Raw genomic sequence first — 16,519 nt, forward strand, 5'->3', positions numbered from 1 at the left:
TTTACCCCATTTTCTTATACAATGGTGCTAAGATTCCAAACAAAGGAAGTGACTCGGATGCGGCCGAATACGATAACACATAAGCCGGATTGGGAGGAGGAGATTGCCTCCGCTGCGAAGAACGGTTCCATCCAAGACCTGCTCGCCCAGATCGGAAACGAGCTTGCGGAACTCGAAGGAACCCCGCGGCAGGCGCTTCAGCATCATGCCGTTCAATATATCGAAACGGCACTGGATTACGACAGCGACAGGCTGGTGATTCTCGCGGAATCACTGTCTGCCGCAGGACAAGAGCTCGGCGAGGAGCTGGCCGTGTTCATCCTGTCCGTTCATTACGGCGGGGATGCCGATCGTGCGGCAGATTTGCTCCAGCGCCTCGCATCCAGCGGCCACGCCGCGGTTCGCGATTGGGCGGCCAAAGCATGCGGTGCCGTGCTTGCGAAGCATTTTGCACTGTTTTACCCCGTGCTGGAGACGTGGACTCGCCATGACACCCCGTATGTGAGGCGGTCGGTCGTTGCTGCCGTCCAGCTTGCCTCAAACGCAAAAAATCCCGCATGGGGCCCGCTCCTGCTGGATTTGCTGGAGCCACTTCTGCGGGATAACGATCCGGTTGTCAGAAAAGAATTCGCGCCGCGCACGTGGAGCGGACTGCTGCGCTATTACGCCGATGAAGTGGAAGCGCGGCTGATGCAATGGGCGGTGGACGAAGCCCGCCAGGTGAGACGACATGCCGCCAGGTTATTCTCGGCTCCGGAAGCGGCGCCGCACGTTCACCGGCTCAGCCCTGCGCTGCGCATCCTGCTGCGCGACGAATCCGCCGCCGTCCAGAAAGCGGCCGTCAGCGCCTTGCTGCAATTAAGCAAACGAATCCATAAGAAAGAAGCGGCGGAGCTGCTGCAAGCGGTCCAATGAAGATGCGGTACCGCTGGCTGTCCACAACGGTTGTTATCGCATTCGTCTACGGTGTCTGCTTTTGCCTGATGTACTTGCTCGCCGGGATGACGTATTCATTGTTCAGCGATGTGCCGGCCGATCAATCACGCCATATTTCGGCCATCTACTATGGCGCATTCTTTACCGTCATCCCGTTTGCCGGACTCGGGTTGTTCGCTCCGGCCGGGTACTTGCTGCGCTACGTCGTGCATGCTTTGGCGGTAGCTTTTCTCGTCGAAAAGGGCTTGATCGTCTTCCTTGCCACCTTGCTTGCGTCGGGCTATCCCGCATCGTGGTACGGACATGCGTTTCCTGGCGCCGGATTCGGCGTGTTATGCGAGGAGTTTCCGTTCTACTGCACGCCGTATGTAGGGAAGTACATCGGGATCGGCACGCTCGTATCGGCCCTAAGCCTTTATGCAGGCTGTTTACTCAGCCTCCGGCTCGCGCGTCCTTCCGTTACTCGGTAATCCAGACGGTTTTATGATGTACCGGCGTCTTTCTATTCGCAGCGGGGAGTGTCATATCGGGATACCCGATATAAAGCAGGGCAACAAGCTCCTCGCCGTCCTGCAGCCCGAACGTCCGCTTCATCCGCGGATGATACATCGGCTCGCCGCTGCGCCAAATCGCCCCCAGTCCCAGCGCGTGTACGGTTAACAGCATATTTTGCACTGCCGAGTGGGCCGCGGCGAATTCCTCGATTCGAATCACTCCTGGAGCTGCAGAAGGCGATACCGCGACGGCAATGACCAGCGGAGCGCGGAACGCTTTGGTCCCCTGCTTGCTCCTGAGTTCCTCCAGTTGCTCGCTCGACAAGGAGCCTGCGTTCTCAGCCGCGATATCGGCATAGGCATCGGCCAATACTTGCCGTCCCGCTCCCGTCATCACATAGAACCGCCACGGTTCCGTGTGCATATGGCTGGGCGCCCAGTTCCCTGCTTCCAGTATTTGTTCGATTTGGCCGCGTTCCACCGGGTCGCTCTTCACGCGTCCAATGCTGCGCCGTTCTCGGATTGCCTCGTACAGCGTCATCGCTTGATTCATTTCTCCATCCTCCAAAGGCATGCATGATAAGATCATTAAGCTTATGATACATTCGCGCCTTCGGAGCGTCAATTCGCGGTAAGGTTCTTCGAACGGTCTTGCTTCCTAACGGGCGGTTCGGCTATGTCCTTGCTCCCCGTTCAGAATTGGAGCAATATCGCCGTTTTATCGTCCGGCCTGACGCGGTTGTTTCGTTCCCAGTCTTCCATCTCCAGCATGTACGTTTCTATGCCGATCTCACGAATGGCATGGATTACATTTTCATGACGGCCGCCCGGATACACCATACCATCGGATATGAGGAGCAGCGCCTGCAACTGCGTCGTATCCACGATGCCGGTTTGAATGTACGCTCCCATTTCCTCCATTCCGTTCGCAACCGAATAGCCTTCCGGCGTGTTGGCCATCCATCGCTGATAGGCTTGCTGATGGACCGGCTCCCGAAAGTAATCTTCCTCCGGCACGAATACGCCCTGCTTGCGGTCTAAGGCTCTCTTGGCTTCCGCTCTGGCGGACACGCCGTCTACGTAGTCCTTGGTCAAGACGGTCGTATGACCTTCTTTGTCGAGCGCGATGATCATGCAGTCGCCAACATGCGCATAGGACGCCTTGCCGTCATGCACGACAACCACAACGGCGCAGGTCGACCACAGCAGGTGACGCTGCGTCATATCGATAGGCGAGCGTAGCATGCGTTCCCTTAATCGCTGATTAGCCTGCACGAGCGCTTCTGTCGCATCGCATGGAGCGGACAAGCGCGCAAAGTGTTCCCTGAACAAGTTGGAGGCGATGAATGCTCCGTTATGACCGTAGGCGTCTTGATAATCGTCCATCGGGGTAACGCCATCGAATACGCCGAACACGCCGGCCCGCTCATTCACGACGTAAGCGTCCTCGGCTTCCCGTTTTTGAAAGCTTTTCCTCGTTGCTGCCTGCCATTTCACGATTACTCATCCTTTCCTAGTCAATATGTTAAAGCGATTGTAAATAAAACAATCAACTGTAGATCAAAATCCCGCCTTATCGTATAATTTAAGCAAAACTTTCCATAATCCTTGTAAAGGAGGTTGTTTATGTCCATTTTCCCGGTTTATCAAGACGTCGTATCCATCGCGAATTTGAGCAAAGAACAGCTTCCTTTTTTCATGCGTCACGTGACGGTATATAAGAAAAAACGACTGCATCACCATGATTTTGCCGAGCTCGCGTTAATCGTGGAAGGATACGGAACGGAATTGATCAACGGCAAGCCTCATGAGCTGCGCCCGGGCACAGTCACCTTTTTGCTTCCGCACCATGTCCATGAGCTTCACACAACGGAAACCGGTCCCCCGCTGCAGGTGTACAACTGCTTGTTCGACATCAGTCTGGCCGTCGGACCGCAAGCGGACCCGGAACTGAGCCGCCGATTCATGAGTTCCGTCGAGGAGCTTCCGGCGTATGTCGATTTGTCCGGCGAAGCGTTCGAGAAGATGAAACGCATCTATTTCGAACTGTTCCATGAATATTCCGGCTCTTTGCCGGGAAGAGACGCGCTGATTCGTGCGAAATTAACGGAAGCGATCGTACTGTACATGCGTTCCCGCCCCTTTTTCCCGGCTCCCGGTGGAAAATCGCTTCAGCCGCCTCCCAAAGATCTGTTCTGGGAGATGCTCCAGTACGTTCATAATCACTATGCGGACGATCTCGACTCCGCGATGTTATCCGAACACTTCGGCGTCAGCACTTCCTGGGTTCACCGCTCCTTCAAAAAGCATTTGGGACAAGGCTTTCTGCACTATATGCACACCCTTCGATTACGCAGAGCGTCCGGGCTGTTGATCGCAACGAAAATGGGCATCCATGACGTCGCCGTCGAGGTTGGCTTCGAATCGTACCGAACGTTCTCGCGCATATTTAAGGAAATGACCGGCATGACGCCTAGCGAATACCGCGCTTCTTATTCGAAAGCAACGAATTGAATGCGTTCTATTGTTCGCTTGGCGCGCTTAACCTTCGTCGCACAGGAGCACGCCGGCACTCTCACTCGGAACGGCCGTACGGCAAGCCCGCTGTTCGTTTCTAAGGGAGTAACCGCCGCGACTCTACAAATGGTACTCCCGCTCTGATCCGTATGGAGTCCACTCGCCCGCTGCTCAGCGTCGACAGGCGCGCTTGGGATTCGCTTAGCGCTAAGCCTATGCCCCCAGCCGCTGCTCTAGCGCGTTTTCTCTTCCTGAATGTATTTCTCGGCCTTCTCGTTCGCTTCCCTCAATACCGTATTGACGTCCTGATGCTCCTGCACCATCCGCTTGACCGCTTCCGATAAGAAAGAAGTCAGCTTCGAATCGTACGGCGTGACTGGAGTGGACGGAGCCGGTTTGACCGAGAAAATGCCTTCCATGTTTTTCCCTTCGTACACCTTAAGCCCTTTGGCAAACTGCTTCCGCAGCGCCAGATTGTTGAGCACCGTCAAGCTGTAATCGCGGTTCAACGCCGTCTGCACCTCGTCGCTCGTCAACACTTCCATGACCCGGTACGCCGCTTCCTTGTTTTTGCTCATCGGCGTCACCATCAGCGATTGGAACTCTACTTCCCGGCCGACGCCTTTCCGGTCTTCGGCGCTTGGGAATGCGGCCAAATCCCAATCAAAGTTATCTCCCCCGTCCGCCAATGCTTGCACGCGGCTCGTCAAGCCCGTAATCCAGAACGGATACATGGCCAGCTTTTGATCCTTAATAAAATAGTTGACGCCGCCGTACGAATATTTCCCTTTGTCATCAACAATGCCCGGGATATTGTACAAGCTTCGCAAATACGTAAATACGTTCTGGAGCGGCGCGGAGCTAAGGAGCGGCTTCTCCTGCTTATCGTCAATCAGCGGGATCGAATGCGCACGGGTATAAACTTCCATGCCGCCGTCCCAGCCGATGTATTGCACGCCGTTGTCGGAGCGCGTCACTTTTCTGGCCACATCCAGCAGTTCATTCCATGTCATGCCGTCCTTCGGATAAGGCACGCCGAATTTATTGAAAATGTCTTTGTTATACACAAGTACGCCATAGTTCATCGCATACGGGATGCCGTACAGCTCGCCGTCTTTGCCGTATTGCTTGATCGCTTTCACGATTTCCGGCTCAAATCGGTTCAAATCCATGTTTTTCGCCTTCACCATTGGATTCAGATCGCTGCCCAGACCAAGCTGCAGCATATTCATCATGCCGGAATGGGTCGTTGCGATCAGGTCGGGAATTTCCCCGGCAGTGATCAGCTCGTTGATTTTCGCTCCCTTGATTTGCTCGATCTTAATGTTCGGATATTTTTGGCGCACCGGCGCGGCGAGTATTTCCAAATCTTTCTCTGTATTAATGCCCGCCGAATTGGAGAACAGTGTGACCGTCACCGGTTCTGTCGTGAACGGCTCCGCTTGAAGCGTTCCGGTCTTGCTATCCGTCCCTTGAGCCGGCGTACCGGCCTCCTTCGCGCAGCCGGTCATGGCGGCAATCGCGACTGCAATCCACAACCCGCGAGTAAATCCGAACTTGTTGGCACGGTGTTTCATGAGAAGTACCCTCCTTGAGATCGCTTGTCAATCGGTCAGATGGCTGTTTGCTGCATTTGCATTCATCGTACCGAAAAATCGCATCGCCTGTATGCCAAATTGCGATACTGGAAGGTCATTTTGGAGCATCACAAAAAAACGGCACACCGCGGCGCCCCCTGCACTCTCGGGATAACGCCGCATGTACCGTTTGGATAAGACCGGTCTGCTGCCTGACAGCAACCGGTGGCCGTATCGTTCGCTAACGCAGCGGCAGGACGTGACGCACTACCGCTTGCTGCGCACTTCGAAAATCGCGAATTTCAAATAATTCCCTTCATCGACGCCGAGAATCCGCGGATGATCTTTGCCCGCTGCGCGAAACTCGACAAGCCGCAATAGTTTACCTGCATCGGTCGCCGCCGCATGAACCGTCTCGAGAAACAGCTCCGGCTTCATATGATAAGAGCAGCTGGCCGTGACCAGATAGCCGCCCTCGTTGACCAGCTTCATGCCGTGCAGGTTAATATCTTTGTATCCGCGGCACGCGCCTTCCACCGCTCCGCGCGACTTGGCAAAAGCCGGCGGATCGAGAATGACCACGTCCCACGTACGCCCTTTGCCCGTCAGCGGCTGCGACGTATCGACCTTTCGTACGTCGGCCTGGGCCCGCTCCGTCCGCTGATCCAATCCTTTGACCTGCTCGCGCAAATAATCGAACGCATCGGCAACGACGAACTCCACCCGGTCGGTATAGCCATTCAGCTCAACGTTATGCCGGGCCGTTTCCACCGCATGCTCGGAAATATCGAGGCAGGTTACTTTTTTGGCCCCGTACCGGCACGCGTGAAGCGTAAAGCTCCCCGTATGCGAGAAGCATTCCAGCACCGTGGCGCCGTCCCAGTAAGGGAACGTCACCTCTTTGCCGTTCGCATTCACCGGCACCCGCTTCGTCGAGCCGTCATCCTGCAGCCGGTCCATCAGCTCGATGCCGCTGCGGCTACCCCACCCTTGCATAAGCGGCGCGAGCGCAGCGCGGTTTTCCCGCTGGTCGAAAAAGTACCCCGTCTTCTGACCCTGCTCGATATCGACCTCGATCAGCAGCCCGTTCTCGCGAATCGTGACGTAACGGGGACAATCGCCGTACAAGCTTCCCGTGCGCTGCTCTAGCCCCTCAAGCTCGCGAACGGAAACATCGCTGCGTTCATAGACGCCCGTAGGCTTCATGACGTGAATGAGCGCCTCAAGCAGCTGCTCCTTCGCGTACTCCATGCCCAGCGTCAATATTTGCACGACCAGCACGTCCTCGAACTTGTCGACGATAAGCCCGGGTAAAAAGTCCGCTTCTCCATATACAAGACGATAGGCGCGGGCATCCGGCACGAACCTCTCGCGATGCGCCTTGCACCGTTCGAATTTTTGCGCGAAAAAGTCAAAATCCATCGCCTCCAGCGGTTCGTGCGACACGACCCGAACGGCGATTTGCGATGCCTGGTTATAGTAGCCCGACGCCAAATATTGTCCTACATGATTATGTATGGATACGATCCGGCCGGGGGCGGTGTCGCCTTCCGTCCGTTCGATTTCCGACTGGAACACCCACGGATGTCCTTCCTCCAGCCGTTTTTTCCGTTTTTTCTGCAAATAGACTGCTGCCATCAACTATAGGCCTCCAACTTCGAAATTAATAAGACGAGCTGCTCTGGAGTCCGGTAATAATCGCTACCCCGGAGCTCGTTCCGAGTCTTGTAGCCCCAGCTTCGATCATTTTGACCGCCGTTTCGAAGTCGCGTACGCCTCCGGACGCTTTCACTCCGATCGCTGCGGACACGTTCGCACGCATCAAACGAATATCGTCCTCCGTCGCTCCTCCTTGCCCGAAGCCCGTTGACGTTTTCACGAAATGCGCTCCCGCCTCTTCGGACAGCCGACAGGCCGCAATTTTCTGCTCGTCGGTCAGTTGGCCGGTTTCGAAAATCACTTTGACGATCGCCTTTCCTTGTACCGCCTGGACGACCGCGCGAATGTCCTCGCGCACGGCATTGAAGTCTCCTTGCTTGAGGAGGCCGATTTGCAGTACCATATCGATCTCTTCTGCACCCTGCTCGGCCGCCTTGGCCGCTTCATACGCTTTTACGGAGCTATCGTTTGCCCCGAGCGGGAATCCGCATACAACCGCGATTTTGACGCCGGTTCCTTGCAACAGCTCACGGCACAAAGGCACCCATGTTCCGTTCACGCAAACGCTGTAAAATCCGTGCTGCTTCGCTTCTTCGCACAGTTTGCGAATGGCGCTTTCGTCGGCTTCGGCCTTCAGCAGCGTATGGTCGATATACGAGGCGATTTGTTTCTTATCGAAATTAGTCATTGTTCACCTCATAGCCCAGCGCATGCAGCGCTTTTTTTAACACGGAATCGTTATTGCCGTAACCGGCATGCGTTTGCTGGTACCACGCTTCGAGCGGATGCAGCCATTCCACGCCGCGGATTTCCTCCACCTGCGCCTGGAGCGTGCCCCCCGTCGCTTCCACCAAATAATAATGCACTTCTTTATCGACAAGCCCTACACCAGCCAAGTTAAACTGATACGTGATCGTCTCCAGCGGCTGCAGAATGGCACCCTCGATGCCCGTTTCTTCACGAATTTCTCGCAGTGCGGTTTGCTCAACCGTCTCGCCCGATTCCATCTTTCCTTTCGGCAGCGTAATTTTGCCGTAACGGTCCTGAATCATTTGCACCTGCAAATCATTTCCGACTTTGCGAAATACGACGCCTCCCGCTGAAATCTCCTTCATCGACATCACCCTTTCGTTAGTGTAAATGAAAGGACTTCACCTTAAGGGCCGGCCAGCCGCAATAAGGCGAAATCCTTTATATGCTTGAATAGAAGCAACGCATTATACGATCGCTTTCGCCGCTTGCCCCGGAATCGTCTCCGACGCATCGCCTACCGTGCTTTGGCGGGCTTTCACGACGGAGGCTGTCAAGGCGACGGCCGGCTGCTCCACGAGCACGCCCCGGCATTCGTTGACGCCGGCTTCGGTCACCCTCACGCGGCACACTTGCCCGATCCATTCTTCCTTGCCTTCGAATACAAGCTGAATGTAGTTGTCCGTGTACCCCATCAAGAGCCCGGCTCCCGGCTGCCCCTTGTAATCGCGCTCCGGAATGACTTCCAGTTCAGTGCCGACGAACCGCTGCGCATAAGCAAGCTGCATCCGTTCCGACAAATCGATCAGCTCGTGCACGCGGGCGTTTTTCACTTCCTCATCCACCTGATCTTCCATTCGCGCCGCCGGCGTGCCGGTCCGCTTCGAATAAGGGAACACGTGCATTTCGGAGAAGCCCATCCGCTCCATGAAGCGGTACCCGTCGCGGAACATCTCCTCCGTCTCCCCGGGAAACCCGACAATGACGTCGGTCGTAATCGCCACCCCCGGCATAATCCGGTGGATATGCTCGATCTTCGCCGCGAATTCTTCCGTCGTATATTTACGGCGCATCCGTTTCAGCACATCATCGTCTCCCGCTTGAAGCGGAATATGCAGATGGCGGCACATTTTGTCCGACTTTTGCAGCACTTCCAGCACTTCGTCGGTAATTTGGCTCGCCTCGATCGAGCTGATCCGGATCCGTTTCAGCCCTTCGACTTGATCCAGATCCCACAGCAGCTTCGCTAGACTGTAATCCTCCATATCCTCGCCGTAACCGCCGGTGTGAATCCCGGTCAGTACAATCTCCTGATAACCGGCCTCCACAAGCATGCGCGCCTGCTTGACGACGCTCTCCGGCTCGCGGCTGCGCATCAGTCCGCGCGACCACGGAATAATACAGAAGGTACAGAAATTGTTGCAGCCTTCTTGGATTTTCAGAAATGCCCGCGTCCGATCCGCAAAATCCGGAACGTCGAGTTCCTCGAACGAACGGGTTTTCATAATGTTGCGCACCGCGTTAATCGGCTGGCGCTCCTGATTCAATTGATTGACATAAGTCATGAACTTGTCCCGGTCCTGCGTACCGATGACCAGATCCACGCCCGGAATCGCCATAATTTCGGCGGGGGACGTCTGCGCGTAGCAGCCCGTGACAGCGATAACCGCCTCCGGATTGCGGCGAACGGCGCGGCGAATCATTTGCCGGCTCTTCTTGTCGCCCGTATTCGTAACCGTACACGTGTTGATGACATATACATCGGCCGTCGACTCAAAATCTACCTGCTCATAGCCTTCCCGCTTGAACAGCTGCCAAATCGCTTCCGTATCGTAAAAATTCACTTTGCATCCAAGCGTATGAAACGCTACTGTTGCCATGCTGGCGCTCCTCCCATCTCTCCGGCTTCATATAAAATACATGTAAGGCCGACCATGGCGGCCGTTTCCGTTCGCAATATGCGTTTGCCCAAGCCGACCGAGCGGCAGCCGGCCGCTTCGGCCGCAGCTACTTCCTGCTCCGTGAACCCGCCCTCCGGTCCGACGATCAGAAGCAGCGTCCGTCTTGCCGTATCGCCTTCCTTCGGCGCAAGCGCCCGCCGGATCTCCGTGCGCAGCTCCTGCGCGCTCTCCTTCTCGTAGCAGATCCAGGCGCAGTCCGCTTCCGATGCGCGCTGAAGCAGCGCTTTCCACGCAAGCGGCGAATCCACGGCAGGCACCTTGTTGCGATGAGCCTGCTCGGCCGCTTCTTTCGCGATCTTCTGCCACCGCTCGACGCGCTTGCCTTCTTTTTTGCCGTCGAGCTGGACAACGGTACGTTCGGATACGAACGGCAGAAACCGCGCAGCTCCGATTTCCGTTCCTTTTTGAATAACGAGCTCCATCTTGTCGCCTTTCGGCAAGCTCTGCGCAATCCATACGTCGACCGAAGGCTCGTTCTCCATTGCCAGCCACTCGACCGGATCGGCAGTCACTTCGTCCTTGCCGACGGTGCGCACCTTCACGATCGCTTCCCGGCTCTCGCCGTCGCTGACAATAAACGCGTCTCCCGGCTTGGCACGCATAACCCTTATGATGTGATGAGCGTCATCGCCCTGTATCACGACAGTATCGCCGGCCCATTGCGCCGGCGTAATGAAATATCTTTGCATGAGGTACCCTTCAATCCGAATGAATGAGAGACGTTGAGCTTGGCTCAAAGATCCCTATAATGGGTCTGACCGTTTCGGCAGCATACACGCCAAACGGTCATCCTCCATCTTACAACTTTTTCTCGTAAAATACCAGTCGTCAAAGTCTTACGGCAAAGCCAAAAATATGCTCCGCCGCGGTCGAAAACAGATGAATGATCGAGTCCTGCTGAGCGAAAATCGGACCGAGCGTCACCGCCCGGATCGGAGGGATGAAGAACATGAGCAATATCGCGTAAAACAGCCACTGCTCGTACTGCTTCACTCTCGCCATCCAGCTTCGGGGCAGCAAGTCCTCCACGATCCGGTAGCCGTCCAGCGGAGGGAACGGAATCAGATTCAAAATGAACAAAAAGATGTTCTGCGTGACCATCAGGGAGAAAAACAGCTTGATCGCCATATTGACGCCATCGGACAGGCTATCCAGCAGCTTGAACTGATACAGCGCGAATAAAATGAGCATCGAAATAAAGGCCAACACCAGATTGCTGAACGGTCCCGCAAACGAAACGGCGATTCCCATCAGACGCGGTCTTTTGAATTTGCTGCGATTGATCAGCACGGGCTTCGCCCAGCCGATTCCGATCAGCAGAAAAAAAATCATCCCGAGCACATCCAGATGGACGCGAGGGTTTAATGTTAACCGCCCCATCGAACGGGGAGTCGGATCGCCGAACCGGTCGGCGACATACGCATGTGAAAATTCATGCACGGAAAATCCGATGAGCAGCACCAGAAATACAAAAGGCAGCTGCTCTATCGGAAAAGGGAGGAAACTGTTCCAATCCAACCTTTACACCGCCTATCCTTTTTGAGCAACGATGACGACCCAATCTTGGTCCTCGTTCACTCGGGATATGGTGAAACCGGCAGAGGTCAGTCCTTGTTCCACCTGCTCCTGCTTCGCTTTGATGACGCCGGACACGATATACGTGCCGCCTGGAGCCAGTACGTCATACACGTCTTTGACGAACAGCAGGATGATTTCTGCCAAAATGTTAGCTACGACCACCTTCACCGGGAGCTTCACGCCAAGAGCGCTCGCCCCTGCTTCGGTTTCGTTCTCGCCGAGCACTTGAAGCAGGTCGCTCAGCTTGACCGTGATCTGCTCCTCCATCCCGTTCAGCTGCACATTCTCCGTTGCGCTCGACACCGCTACCGGATCAAGATCCAGCGCAAGCACATGCTTCGCGCCGAGCTTCGCCGCGGCAATCGCCAGCACGCCGGAACCAGTGCCTACGTCGATAACCTCTTCTCCGCCCTTGATCTCCTCCTGAAGCGTTCTCAAGCACAGCGACGTTGTCGCATGCGTCCCCGTGCCGAAAGCCATGCCCGGATCGAGCTCAATGATGACTTCTTCCGGTCCCGGAGTATAATCCTCCCATGTCGGCTTAATCGTCAGCTTGTCCGTGATGCGCAGCGGCTTGAAGTACTGCTTCCAGGCGTTTGCCCAATCTTCGTCATCCACGTCTTTCAATTCATACGCAGGATTCCCCGTATCGATGTCGTACTCGGCCAGCTGGTTCACCGACGCCTTCAAATCGTTAAGGATCCGGTCCATATCCGTACCTTCGGAAAAATACCCCTTAATGACAGCACGGCCCTCCGGAATATCGTTGAGCGGCGTCTCGTACCATTGTCCGAGCGACGTATCCCGCGGTTTGTTCAGCGTGCCCGATTCCTCAATCGAGACGCCTCCCGCTCCCAGCTCATGTATAAAATTCGAAATCATTTCGATTGCTTCTTCGGTCGTATGAACCGTAATTTCATGCCAACGCACGCGGTAGTAACCCCCATTCATTCTCAACAAGCCATAAACCATAGTATACAACAATTATTTACGCTGGTAAAACAGCTTAAACGCCGAATACCGCAAGTTTCGCCGCATCAGCGGGAAAAATCTTCGCCCATATGCTTCCGTTATCCCTGCGTTGCTCTTCGTGGCAATGAAAAAACGGCTTTCCGCTCTGTGTTTCTTGCGGAAAACCGTCTGATGTCGTTTCTTAAAATGGCATATTGAGCTATCGTCTGAAAGCCGGCTGGCTGCAAGCCGAGCCGCTCGTTCTACTAGATTCGCCCTCCGGCCTCTTCGATGACGCGTACGGCCTGGTCATACGCCGCTTCATTTACGACAACCGTCAACAGCGTATCCCGACGCGTCATGTCGTCGGTGTAAAAATCATGCCCGCCATCGCTCATCCCGCTGGCATCGGGGCTGGCCGCCATCAGGATGCGCGCATCCTGGCTGGAAGGCGCCGCCCCCAGTGTCAAGTGGGACAAGCCGTCAAAATCGCTATTGCTAAGCGGGTTAAACGTCTCATCGTTACCTTGTCCGGGGTATTGCCCGACTTTATCGATTTGCACGTCAATCGCGCGCAGCGCCTGCAGCTTCGATATGCAGCCCTGCGCTTCCTGCGGAGAGTGAAAGTAGGCCAGGATGCCTCTTTCCGCCATCTTCCTCATCCTTTCTACTGCTGCTCTTGCCTTGCATCGGCCTGTTCGGCCCGTTCTTGGGCTTCCCGATCGTCCTGATCCGCCAAATCGGCGGAAAACTCCACATCCTCCTGCTTGGCTATCGGCAGCTTATGGGCTCCGCTCTGTGCCTCTTCATTCCAGTTCATCTCCATGTCGGATGTCCTCCCTTTTGCAATTCCGTTACCGGATGATCTTCGAGCCTCATGCATTTAGCAATGATCGCGGCAGGTTTTTCAATTCCAAACCTGCTTCTATTGTCCGCAAATTCGCCTCGAATATGCAAAAAGACACCGCCGCGCCACAAGGGCCGGCCGTGTCCGTTTCATACTCGTATGCACTGTCGTTATTCGCCTAAAAACGCTTTTTTCATCCGCTCGAAAATCGACTGCTGCTGCTCATGTGTTTGCTCGCCGCTCAAGCGGGAAAATTCGCGAAGCAGCTCCCTTTGCTCGTCGTTCAAGCTCGTCGGGGTCACGACGACGACCTTCACGTGCTGGTCCCCTTGGCCGTGGCCGCGCAAACGAGGCACCCCTTTGCCCTTCAACCGGAAATAGGTGTCGGTCTGCGTACCTGCCGGTATTTTGAGCTTCACCTTCTCCGTCAGCGTCGGAATTTCGATCTCGTCGCCAAGCGCTGCCTGCGCAAACGTCAGCGGCACTTCGCAATAAATATCATCGCCTTCGCGTTCGAAAAAGTCATGCGGCTTCACCCGGATAACAACGTACAGATCCCCCGGAGGGCCGCCGCGCGTACCCGACTCTCCTTCACCGCTGACGCGCAGCTGCGCTCCGTCGTCGACGCCGGCCGGGATGTTGAGCGAAATCGTCCGCTGCTTTTTCACTTTCCCCGCGCCATGGCATGTGCCGCACTTGTCTTTGATGATTTTGCCCTGGCCTTGGCAAGCGGAACATACGCGGCGGTTCACGATGCGTCCGAACGCCGTATTCTGCACCACTTCCTGCTGGCCGGACCCATGGCAGACGCCGCATGTTTCCGGCTTCGTGCCCGGTTTTGCTCCGCTGCCTTGACACGTATCGCATGTCTCCGTGCGCGGAATATTGATTTCGGTCTTCTTGCCGAATACCGCTTCCTTGAATTCGATCGTCATCGTATATTGCAGATCGTTCCCCCGCTGAGGCGCATTCGGATTTCTGCGTTGACCCCCGCCGCCGAAAAACATATCGAACAAATCGCCGAAGCCGCCGAAATCTTGCGCGCCGCCGCCGCCCATCCCCTGGTTCGGATCCACGTGGCCAAAACGGTCATACTGCGCTTTCTTCTGATCGTCGCTCAGGATGTCGTACGCTTCCTTCGCTTCTTTAAATTTCGATTCCGCGTCGGCCGCCTTGTTAACGTCCGGGTGATACTGGCGGGCAAGCTTGCGGTAAGCTTTCTTGATATCTTCCGGCGAGGCGGATTTATCGACACCCAGCACCTCGTAATAATCGCGTTTACTCATCGCTTACACTCCCATTCCTTGCGCTCACATACCGGATAAACACACGGAAAGTCAAAGCCAACAGACCGGCTTTGACTTTCGCGCGTAATTTCATCATATCTTGTCTTACTTCTTGTCGTCAACTACTTCGTAATCCGCGTCGACGACATTGTCCTTGCCCTTGGAAGCGCCTTGGCCTTCCGCCGCTTCGCCGCCGGCTTGCGCCTGCTGCGCTTGTTCGTACAATTTCACGGAAAGCTGCTGCACGATTTGCGTCAGCTCTTCAGTCGAAGCCTTGATCTCGTCAAGGTTGTCGCCTTCAAGCGCTTTTTTCACTTTCTCTTTCGCCGCGTTCGCTTTGTCGATCTCGCCTTGATCCACTTTATCGCCGAGGTCTTTGATCGTCTTGTCTACGGAATAGACGAGCTGATCGGCCTCGTTGCGGGCTTCTACGAGTTCCTTGCGCTTGCGGTCTTCTTCCGCGTGGGACTCGGCGTCCTTCATCATACGGTCGATTTCCTCATCGGACAAACCGCTCGAGGACGTGATCGTAATCTTCTGGCTCTTGCCGGTGCCTTTATCGAGCGCCGACACGTTCACGATGCCGTTGGCGTCGATATCGAACGTTACTTCGATTTGCGGTATGCCGCGCGGTGCCGGCGGGATGTCGCCCAGAATGAAGCGGCCAAGCGTCTTGTTGTCCGCCGCCATTGCGCGCTCGCCTTGCAGCACGTGAATTTCCACGCTCGGCTGGCTGTCCGCGTAAGTCGTGAACACTTGCGATTTGGTCGTCGGGATGGTCGTGTTGCGGTCGATCATTTTCGTGGACACGCCGCCTGCCGTCTCGATCCCGAGGGACAGCGGAGTAACGTCGAGCAATACGACGTCCTTCACGTCGCCAGTCAACACGCCGGCTTGGACAGCCGCGCCGAGTGCAACCACTTCGTCCGGGTTCACGCCTTTATGAGGCTCTTTGCCGGTCAAGCGTTTGACCGCTTCCTGTACGGCAGGAATCCGCGTAGAGCCGCCAACGAGCACGATTTTGTTGATTTGATCCGGCGACAGGCCGGAGTCGTTCAGCGCCTGGCGCGTCGGGCCCATCGTTCTTTCTACGAGTTGCGCGGAAATTTCTTCGAATTTCGCACGGGTCAAGTTGACCTCCAAGTGCTGCGGTACGCCGTCTACAACCGTAATGAACGGCAGCGAGATCGTCGTCGTCAACACGCCGGACAGCTCTTTTTTCGCTTTTTCCGCAGCGTCTTTCAACCGTTGAACGGCTGCTTTGTCTTTGCTAAGGTCGATGCCGTGCTCTTTCTTGAACTCGGCTGCGAGGTAATCGATAATCACTTGGTCGAAGTCGTCGCCGCCGAGACGGTTGTCGCCGCTCGTCGCTTTTACTTCGAAGAAACCGTCGCCGAGCTCAAGGATTGATACGTCGAACGTACCGCCGCCAAGGTCGTAGACGAGGATCGTTTGGTCTTCCGTTTTCTCCAGACCGTACGCCAGTGCGGCCGCCGTCGGCTCGTTCACGATCCGCAGCACTTCCAGACCTGCGATTTTGCCGGCATCCTTCGTCGCTTGACGCTGGCTGTCGTTGAAATAAGCGGGAACTGTAATAACCGCCTGCGTTACCGGCTGGCCGAGATACGCTTCCGCGTCAGCTTTCAGCTTTTGCAAAATCATCGCCGAAATTTCTTGCGGGGAATAATCTTTATCATCGATTTTTTCTTTATGATTCGTACCCATATGACGCTTGATGGAAATGACGGTACGATCCGGATTCGTAATAGCTTGACGCTTCGCCGTTTCGCCGACGACACGCTCGCCGTCTTTCTTGAAACCGACAACCGAAGGGGTTGTGCGGTTACCTTCCGCATTAGGGATAACGACCGCTTCGCCGCCTTCCATCACGGCTACGCAAGAGTTCGTCGTACCTAAGTCAATCCCGATAACTTTACTCATTAGAGGAATCCTCCTTATCGCT

18 protein-coding genes are annotated in these 16,519 nt (G+C 55.5%); 4 read left to right on the forward strand and 14 right to left on the reverse strand.

From position 1 onward, the window contains the following. Positions 1–57: 57 nt before the first annotated feature. The gene (locus KXG62_RS19915; RefSeq protein WP_218093765.1) at positions 58–915 is read left to right on the forward strand and encodes a hypothetical protein; all 858 of its coding nucleotides are present in this window, start codon (positions 58–60) and stop codon (positions 913–915) included. Beyond that, positions 912–1,406 (forward strand): hypothetical protein, encoded by a 495-nt coding sequence (locus KXG62_RS19920; protein WP_246627544.1) that lies wholly within the window; start codon positions 912–914, stop codon positions 1,404–1,406. The genes KXG62_RS19915 and KXG62_RS19920 overlap by 4 nt, the downstream gene beginning before the upstream one ends. Here KXG62_RS19920 and KXG62_RS19925 read toward each other — a convergent pair. Beyond that, on the reverse strand, positions 1,396–1,983 hold the full coding sequence (locus tag KXG62_RS19925) for a nitroreductase family protein (RefSeq protein ID WP_218093766.1): 588 nt from the start codon (positions 1,981–1,983) through the stop codon (positions 1,396–1,398). The genes KXG62_RS19920 and KXG62_RS19925 overlap by 11 nt on opposite strands. A 140-nt stretch (positions 1,984–2,123) precedes the next feature. After that, positions 2,124–2,927, reverse strand: a complete 804-nt coding sequence (locus KXG62_RS19930; protein WP_218093767.1) for a protein phosphatase 2C domain-containing protein — start codon at positions 2,925–2,927, stop codon at positions 2,124–2,126. A 129-nt stretch (positions 2,928–3,056) separates the two neighbouring features. Between KXG62_RS19930 and KXG62_RS19935 the strand changes: the two genes are divergently transcribed. Further along, on the forward strand, positions 3,057–3,944 hold the full coding sequence (locus KXG62_RS19935) for an AraC family transcriptional regulator (RefSeq protein ID WP_218093768.1): 888 nt from the start codon (positions 3,057–3,059) through the stop codon (positions 3,942–3,944). Positions 3,945–4,180: 236 nt separating this feature from the next. Here the strand turns inward: KXG62_RS19935 and KXG62_RS19940 are convergent, their stop codons facing one another. Then, complete coding sequence (locus KXG62_RS19940; protein WP_218093769.1) at positions 4,181–5,524, reverse strand: ABC transporter substrate-binding protein; 1,344 nt, start codon at positions 5,522–5,524, stop codon at positions 4,181–4,183. A 181-nt stretch (positions 5,525–5,705) separates the two neighbouring features. On the opposite strand from KXG62_RS19940, the gene KXG62_RS34400 reads away from it, so the two are divergent. Next, on the forward strand, positions 5,706–5,834 hold the full coding sequence (locus KXG62_RS34400) for a hypothetical protein (protein WP_281426911.1): 129 nt from the start codon (positions 5,706–5,708) through the stop codon (positions 5,832–5,834). On the opposite strand, the gene KXG62_RS19945 is transcribed toward KXG62_RS34400, so the two are convergent. From KXG62_RS19945 to dnaK, 11 genes are all read right to left on the reverse strand, one after another. Continuing rightward, positions 5,792–7,162, reverse strand: coding sequence for a class I SAM-dependent rRNA methyltransferase (locus KXG62_RS19945; RefSeq protein WP_218093840.1), 1,371 nt, complete (start codon positions 7,160–7,162; stop codon positions 5,792–5,794). The genes KXG62_RS34400 and KXG62_RS19945 overlap by 43 nt on opposite strands. Before the next feature lie 25 nt (positions 7,163–7,187). Continuing rightward, the gene (gene deoC, locus KXG62_RS19950) at positions 7,188–7,871 is read right to left on the reverse strand and encodes a deoxyribose-phosphate aldolase (RefSeq protein ID WP_218093770.1); all 684 of its coding nucleotides are present in this window, start codon (positions 7,869–7,871) and stop codon (positions 7,188–7,190) included. Then, complete coding sequence (locus tag KXG62_RS19955; protein WP_218093771.1) at positions 7,864–8,298, reverse strand: NUDIX hydrolase; 435 nt, start codon at positions 8,296–8,298, stop codon at positions 7,864–7,866. Before KXG62_RS19955 ends, deoC begins: the two co-directional genes overlap by 8 nt. A gap of 102 nt (positions 8,299–8,400) precedes the next feature. Then, on the reverse strand, positions 8,401–9,813 hold the full coding sequence (gene mtaB / locus KXG62_RS19960; RefSeq protein WP_218093772.1) for a tRNA (N(6)-L-threonylcarbamoyladenosine(37)-C(2))-methylthiotransferase MtaB: 1,413 nt from the start codon (positions 9,811–9,813) through the stop codon (positions 8,401–8,403). Then, a complete protein-coding gene (locus tag KXG62_RS19965; RefSeq protein WP_218093773.1) occupies positions 9,801–10,583 on the reverse strand; it encodes a 16S rRNA (uracil(1498)-N(3))-methyltransferase in 783 nt (260 codons plus the stop codon). Before KXG62_RS19965 ends, mtaB begins: the two co-directional genes overlap by 13 nt. A 139-nt stretch (positions 10,584–10,722) precedes the next feature. Further along, a complete protein-coding gene (locus KXG62_RS19970) occupies positions 10,723–11,412 on the reverse strand; it encodes a site-2 protease family protein (protein ID WP_218093774.1) in 690 nt (229 codons plus the stop codon). A 12-nt stretch (positions 11,413–11,424) separates the two neighbouring features. Beyond that, on the reverse strand, positions 11,425–12,402 hold the full coding sequence (gene prmA, locus KXG62_RS19975; RefSeq protein WP_218093775.1) for a 50S ribosomal protein L11 methyltransferase: 978 nt from the start codon (positions 12,400–12,402) through the stop codon (positions 11,425–11,427). Positions 12,403–12,689: 287 nt separating this feature from the next. Next, on the reverse strand, positions 12,690–13,076 hold the full coding sequence (locus KXG62_RS19980; RefSeq protein WP_218093776.1) for a hypothetical protein: 387 nt from the start codon (positions 13,074–13,076) through the stop codon (positions 12,690–12,692). A gap of 14 nt (positions 13,077–13,090) precedes the next feature. Then, entirely contained in the window at positions 13,091–13,249 is a 159-nt protein-coding gene (locus tag KXG62_RS19985; protein WP_425517363.1) for a YfhD family protein, read from the reverse strand. A gap of 191 nt (positions 13,250–13,440) precedes the next feature. Next, the gene (gene dnaJ, locus KXG62_RS19990) at positions 13,441–14,556 is read right to left on the reverse strand and encodes a molecular chaperone DnaJ (protein ID WP_218093777.1); all 1,116 of its coding nucleotides are present in this window, start codon (positions 14,554–14,556) and stop codon (positions 13,441–13,443) included. Between the two features lie 105 nt (positions 14,557–14,661). After that, entirely contained in the window at positions 14,662–16,497 is a 1,836-nt protein-coding gene (gene dnaK, locus KXG62_RS19995) for a molecular chaperone DnaK (RefSeq protein WP_218093778.1), read from the reverse strand. Positions 16,498–16,519: the final 22 nt, after the last annotated feature.

The sequence above is a fragment of the Paenibacillus solanacearum genome (assembly GCF_910593845.1).
Lineage (GTDB): Bacteria > Bacillota > Bacilli > Paenibacillales > NBRC-103111 > Paenibacillus_G > Paenibacillus_G solanacearum.

Bases quoted from the DNA above. Each gene is read 5' to 3' on its own strand.
- deoC (WP_218093770.1), bottom strand. From the start codon at position 7,871: ATGACTAATTTCGATAAGAAACAAATCGCCTCGTATATCGACCATACG.
- KXG62_RS19980 (WP_218093776.1), bottom strand. From the start codon at position 13,076: ATGGCGGAAAGAGGCATCCTGGCCTACTTTCACTCTCCGCAGGAAGCG.
- KXG62_RS19920 (WP_246627544.1), top strand. From the start codon at position 912: ATGAAGATGCGGTACCGCTGGCTGTCCACAACGGTTGTTATCGCATTC.
- KXG62_RS34400 (WP_281426911.1), top strand. From the start codon at position 5,706: ATGTACCGTTTGGATAAGACCGGTCTGCTGCCTGACAGCAACCGGTGG.
- KXG62_RS19925 (WP_218093766.1), bottom strand. From the start codon at position 1,983: ATGAATCAAGCGATGACGCTGTACGAGGCAATCCGAGAACGGCGCAGC.
- KXG62_RS19945 (WP_218093840.1), bottom strand. From the start codon at position 7,162: ATGGCAGCAGTCTATTTGCAGAAAAAACGGAAAAAACGGCTGGAGGAA.
- dnaK (WP_218093778.1), bottom strand. From the start codon at position 16,497: ATGAGTAAAGTTATCGGGATTGACTTAGGTACGACGAACTCTTGCGTA.
- mtaB (WP_218093772.1), bottom strand. From the start codon at position 9,813: ATGGCAACAGTAGCGTTTCATACGCTTGGATGCAAAGTGAATTTTTAC.
- KXG62_RS19935 (WP_218093768.1), top strand. From the start codon at position 3,057: ATGTCCATTTTCCCGGTTTATCAAGACGTCGTATCCATCGCGAATTTG.
- KXG62_RS19985 (WP_425517363.1), bottom strand. From the start codon at position 13,249: ATGGAGATGAACTGGAATGAAGAGGCACAGAGCGGAGCCCATAAGCTG.
- KXG62_RS19965 (WP_218093773.1), bottom strand. From the start codon at position 10,583: ATGCAAAGATATTTCATTACGCCGGCGCAATGGGCCGGCGATACTGTC.
- KXG62_RS19955 (WP_218093771.1), bottom strand. From the start codon at position 8,298: ATGAAGGAGATTTCAGCGGGAGGCGTCGTATTTCGCAAAGTCGGAAAT.
- KXG62_RS19940 (WP_218093769.1), bottom strand. From the start codon at position 5,524: ATGAAACACCGTGCCAACAAGTTCGGATTTACTCGCGGGTTGTGGATT.
- KXG62_RS19915 (WP_218093765.1), top strand. From the start codon at position 58: ATGCGGCCGAATACGATAACACATAAGCCGGATTGGGAGGAGGAGATT.
- dnaJ (WP_218093777.1), bottom strand. From the start codon at position 14,556: ATGAGTAAACGCGATTATTACGAGGTGCTGGGTGTCGATAAATCCGCC.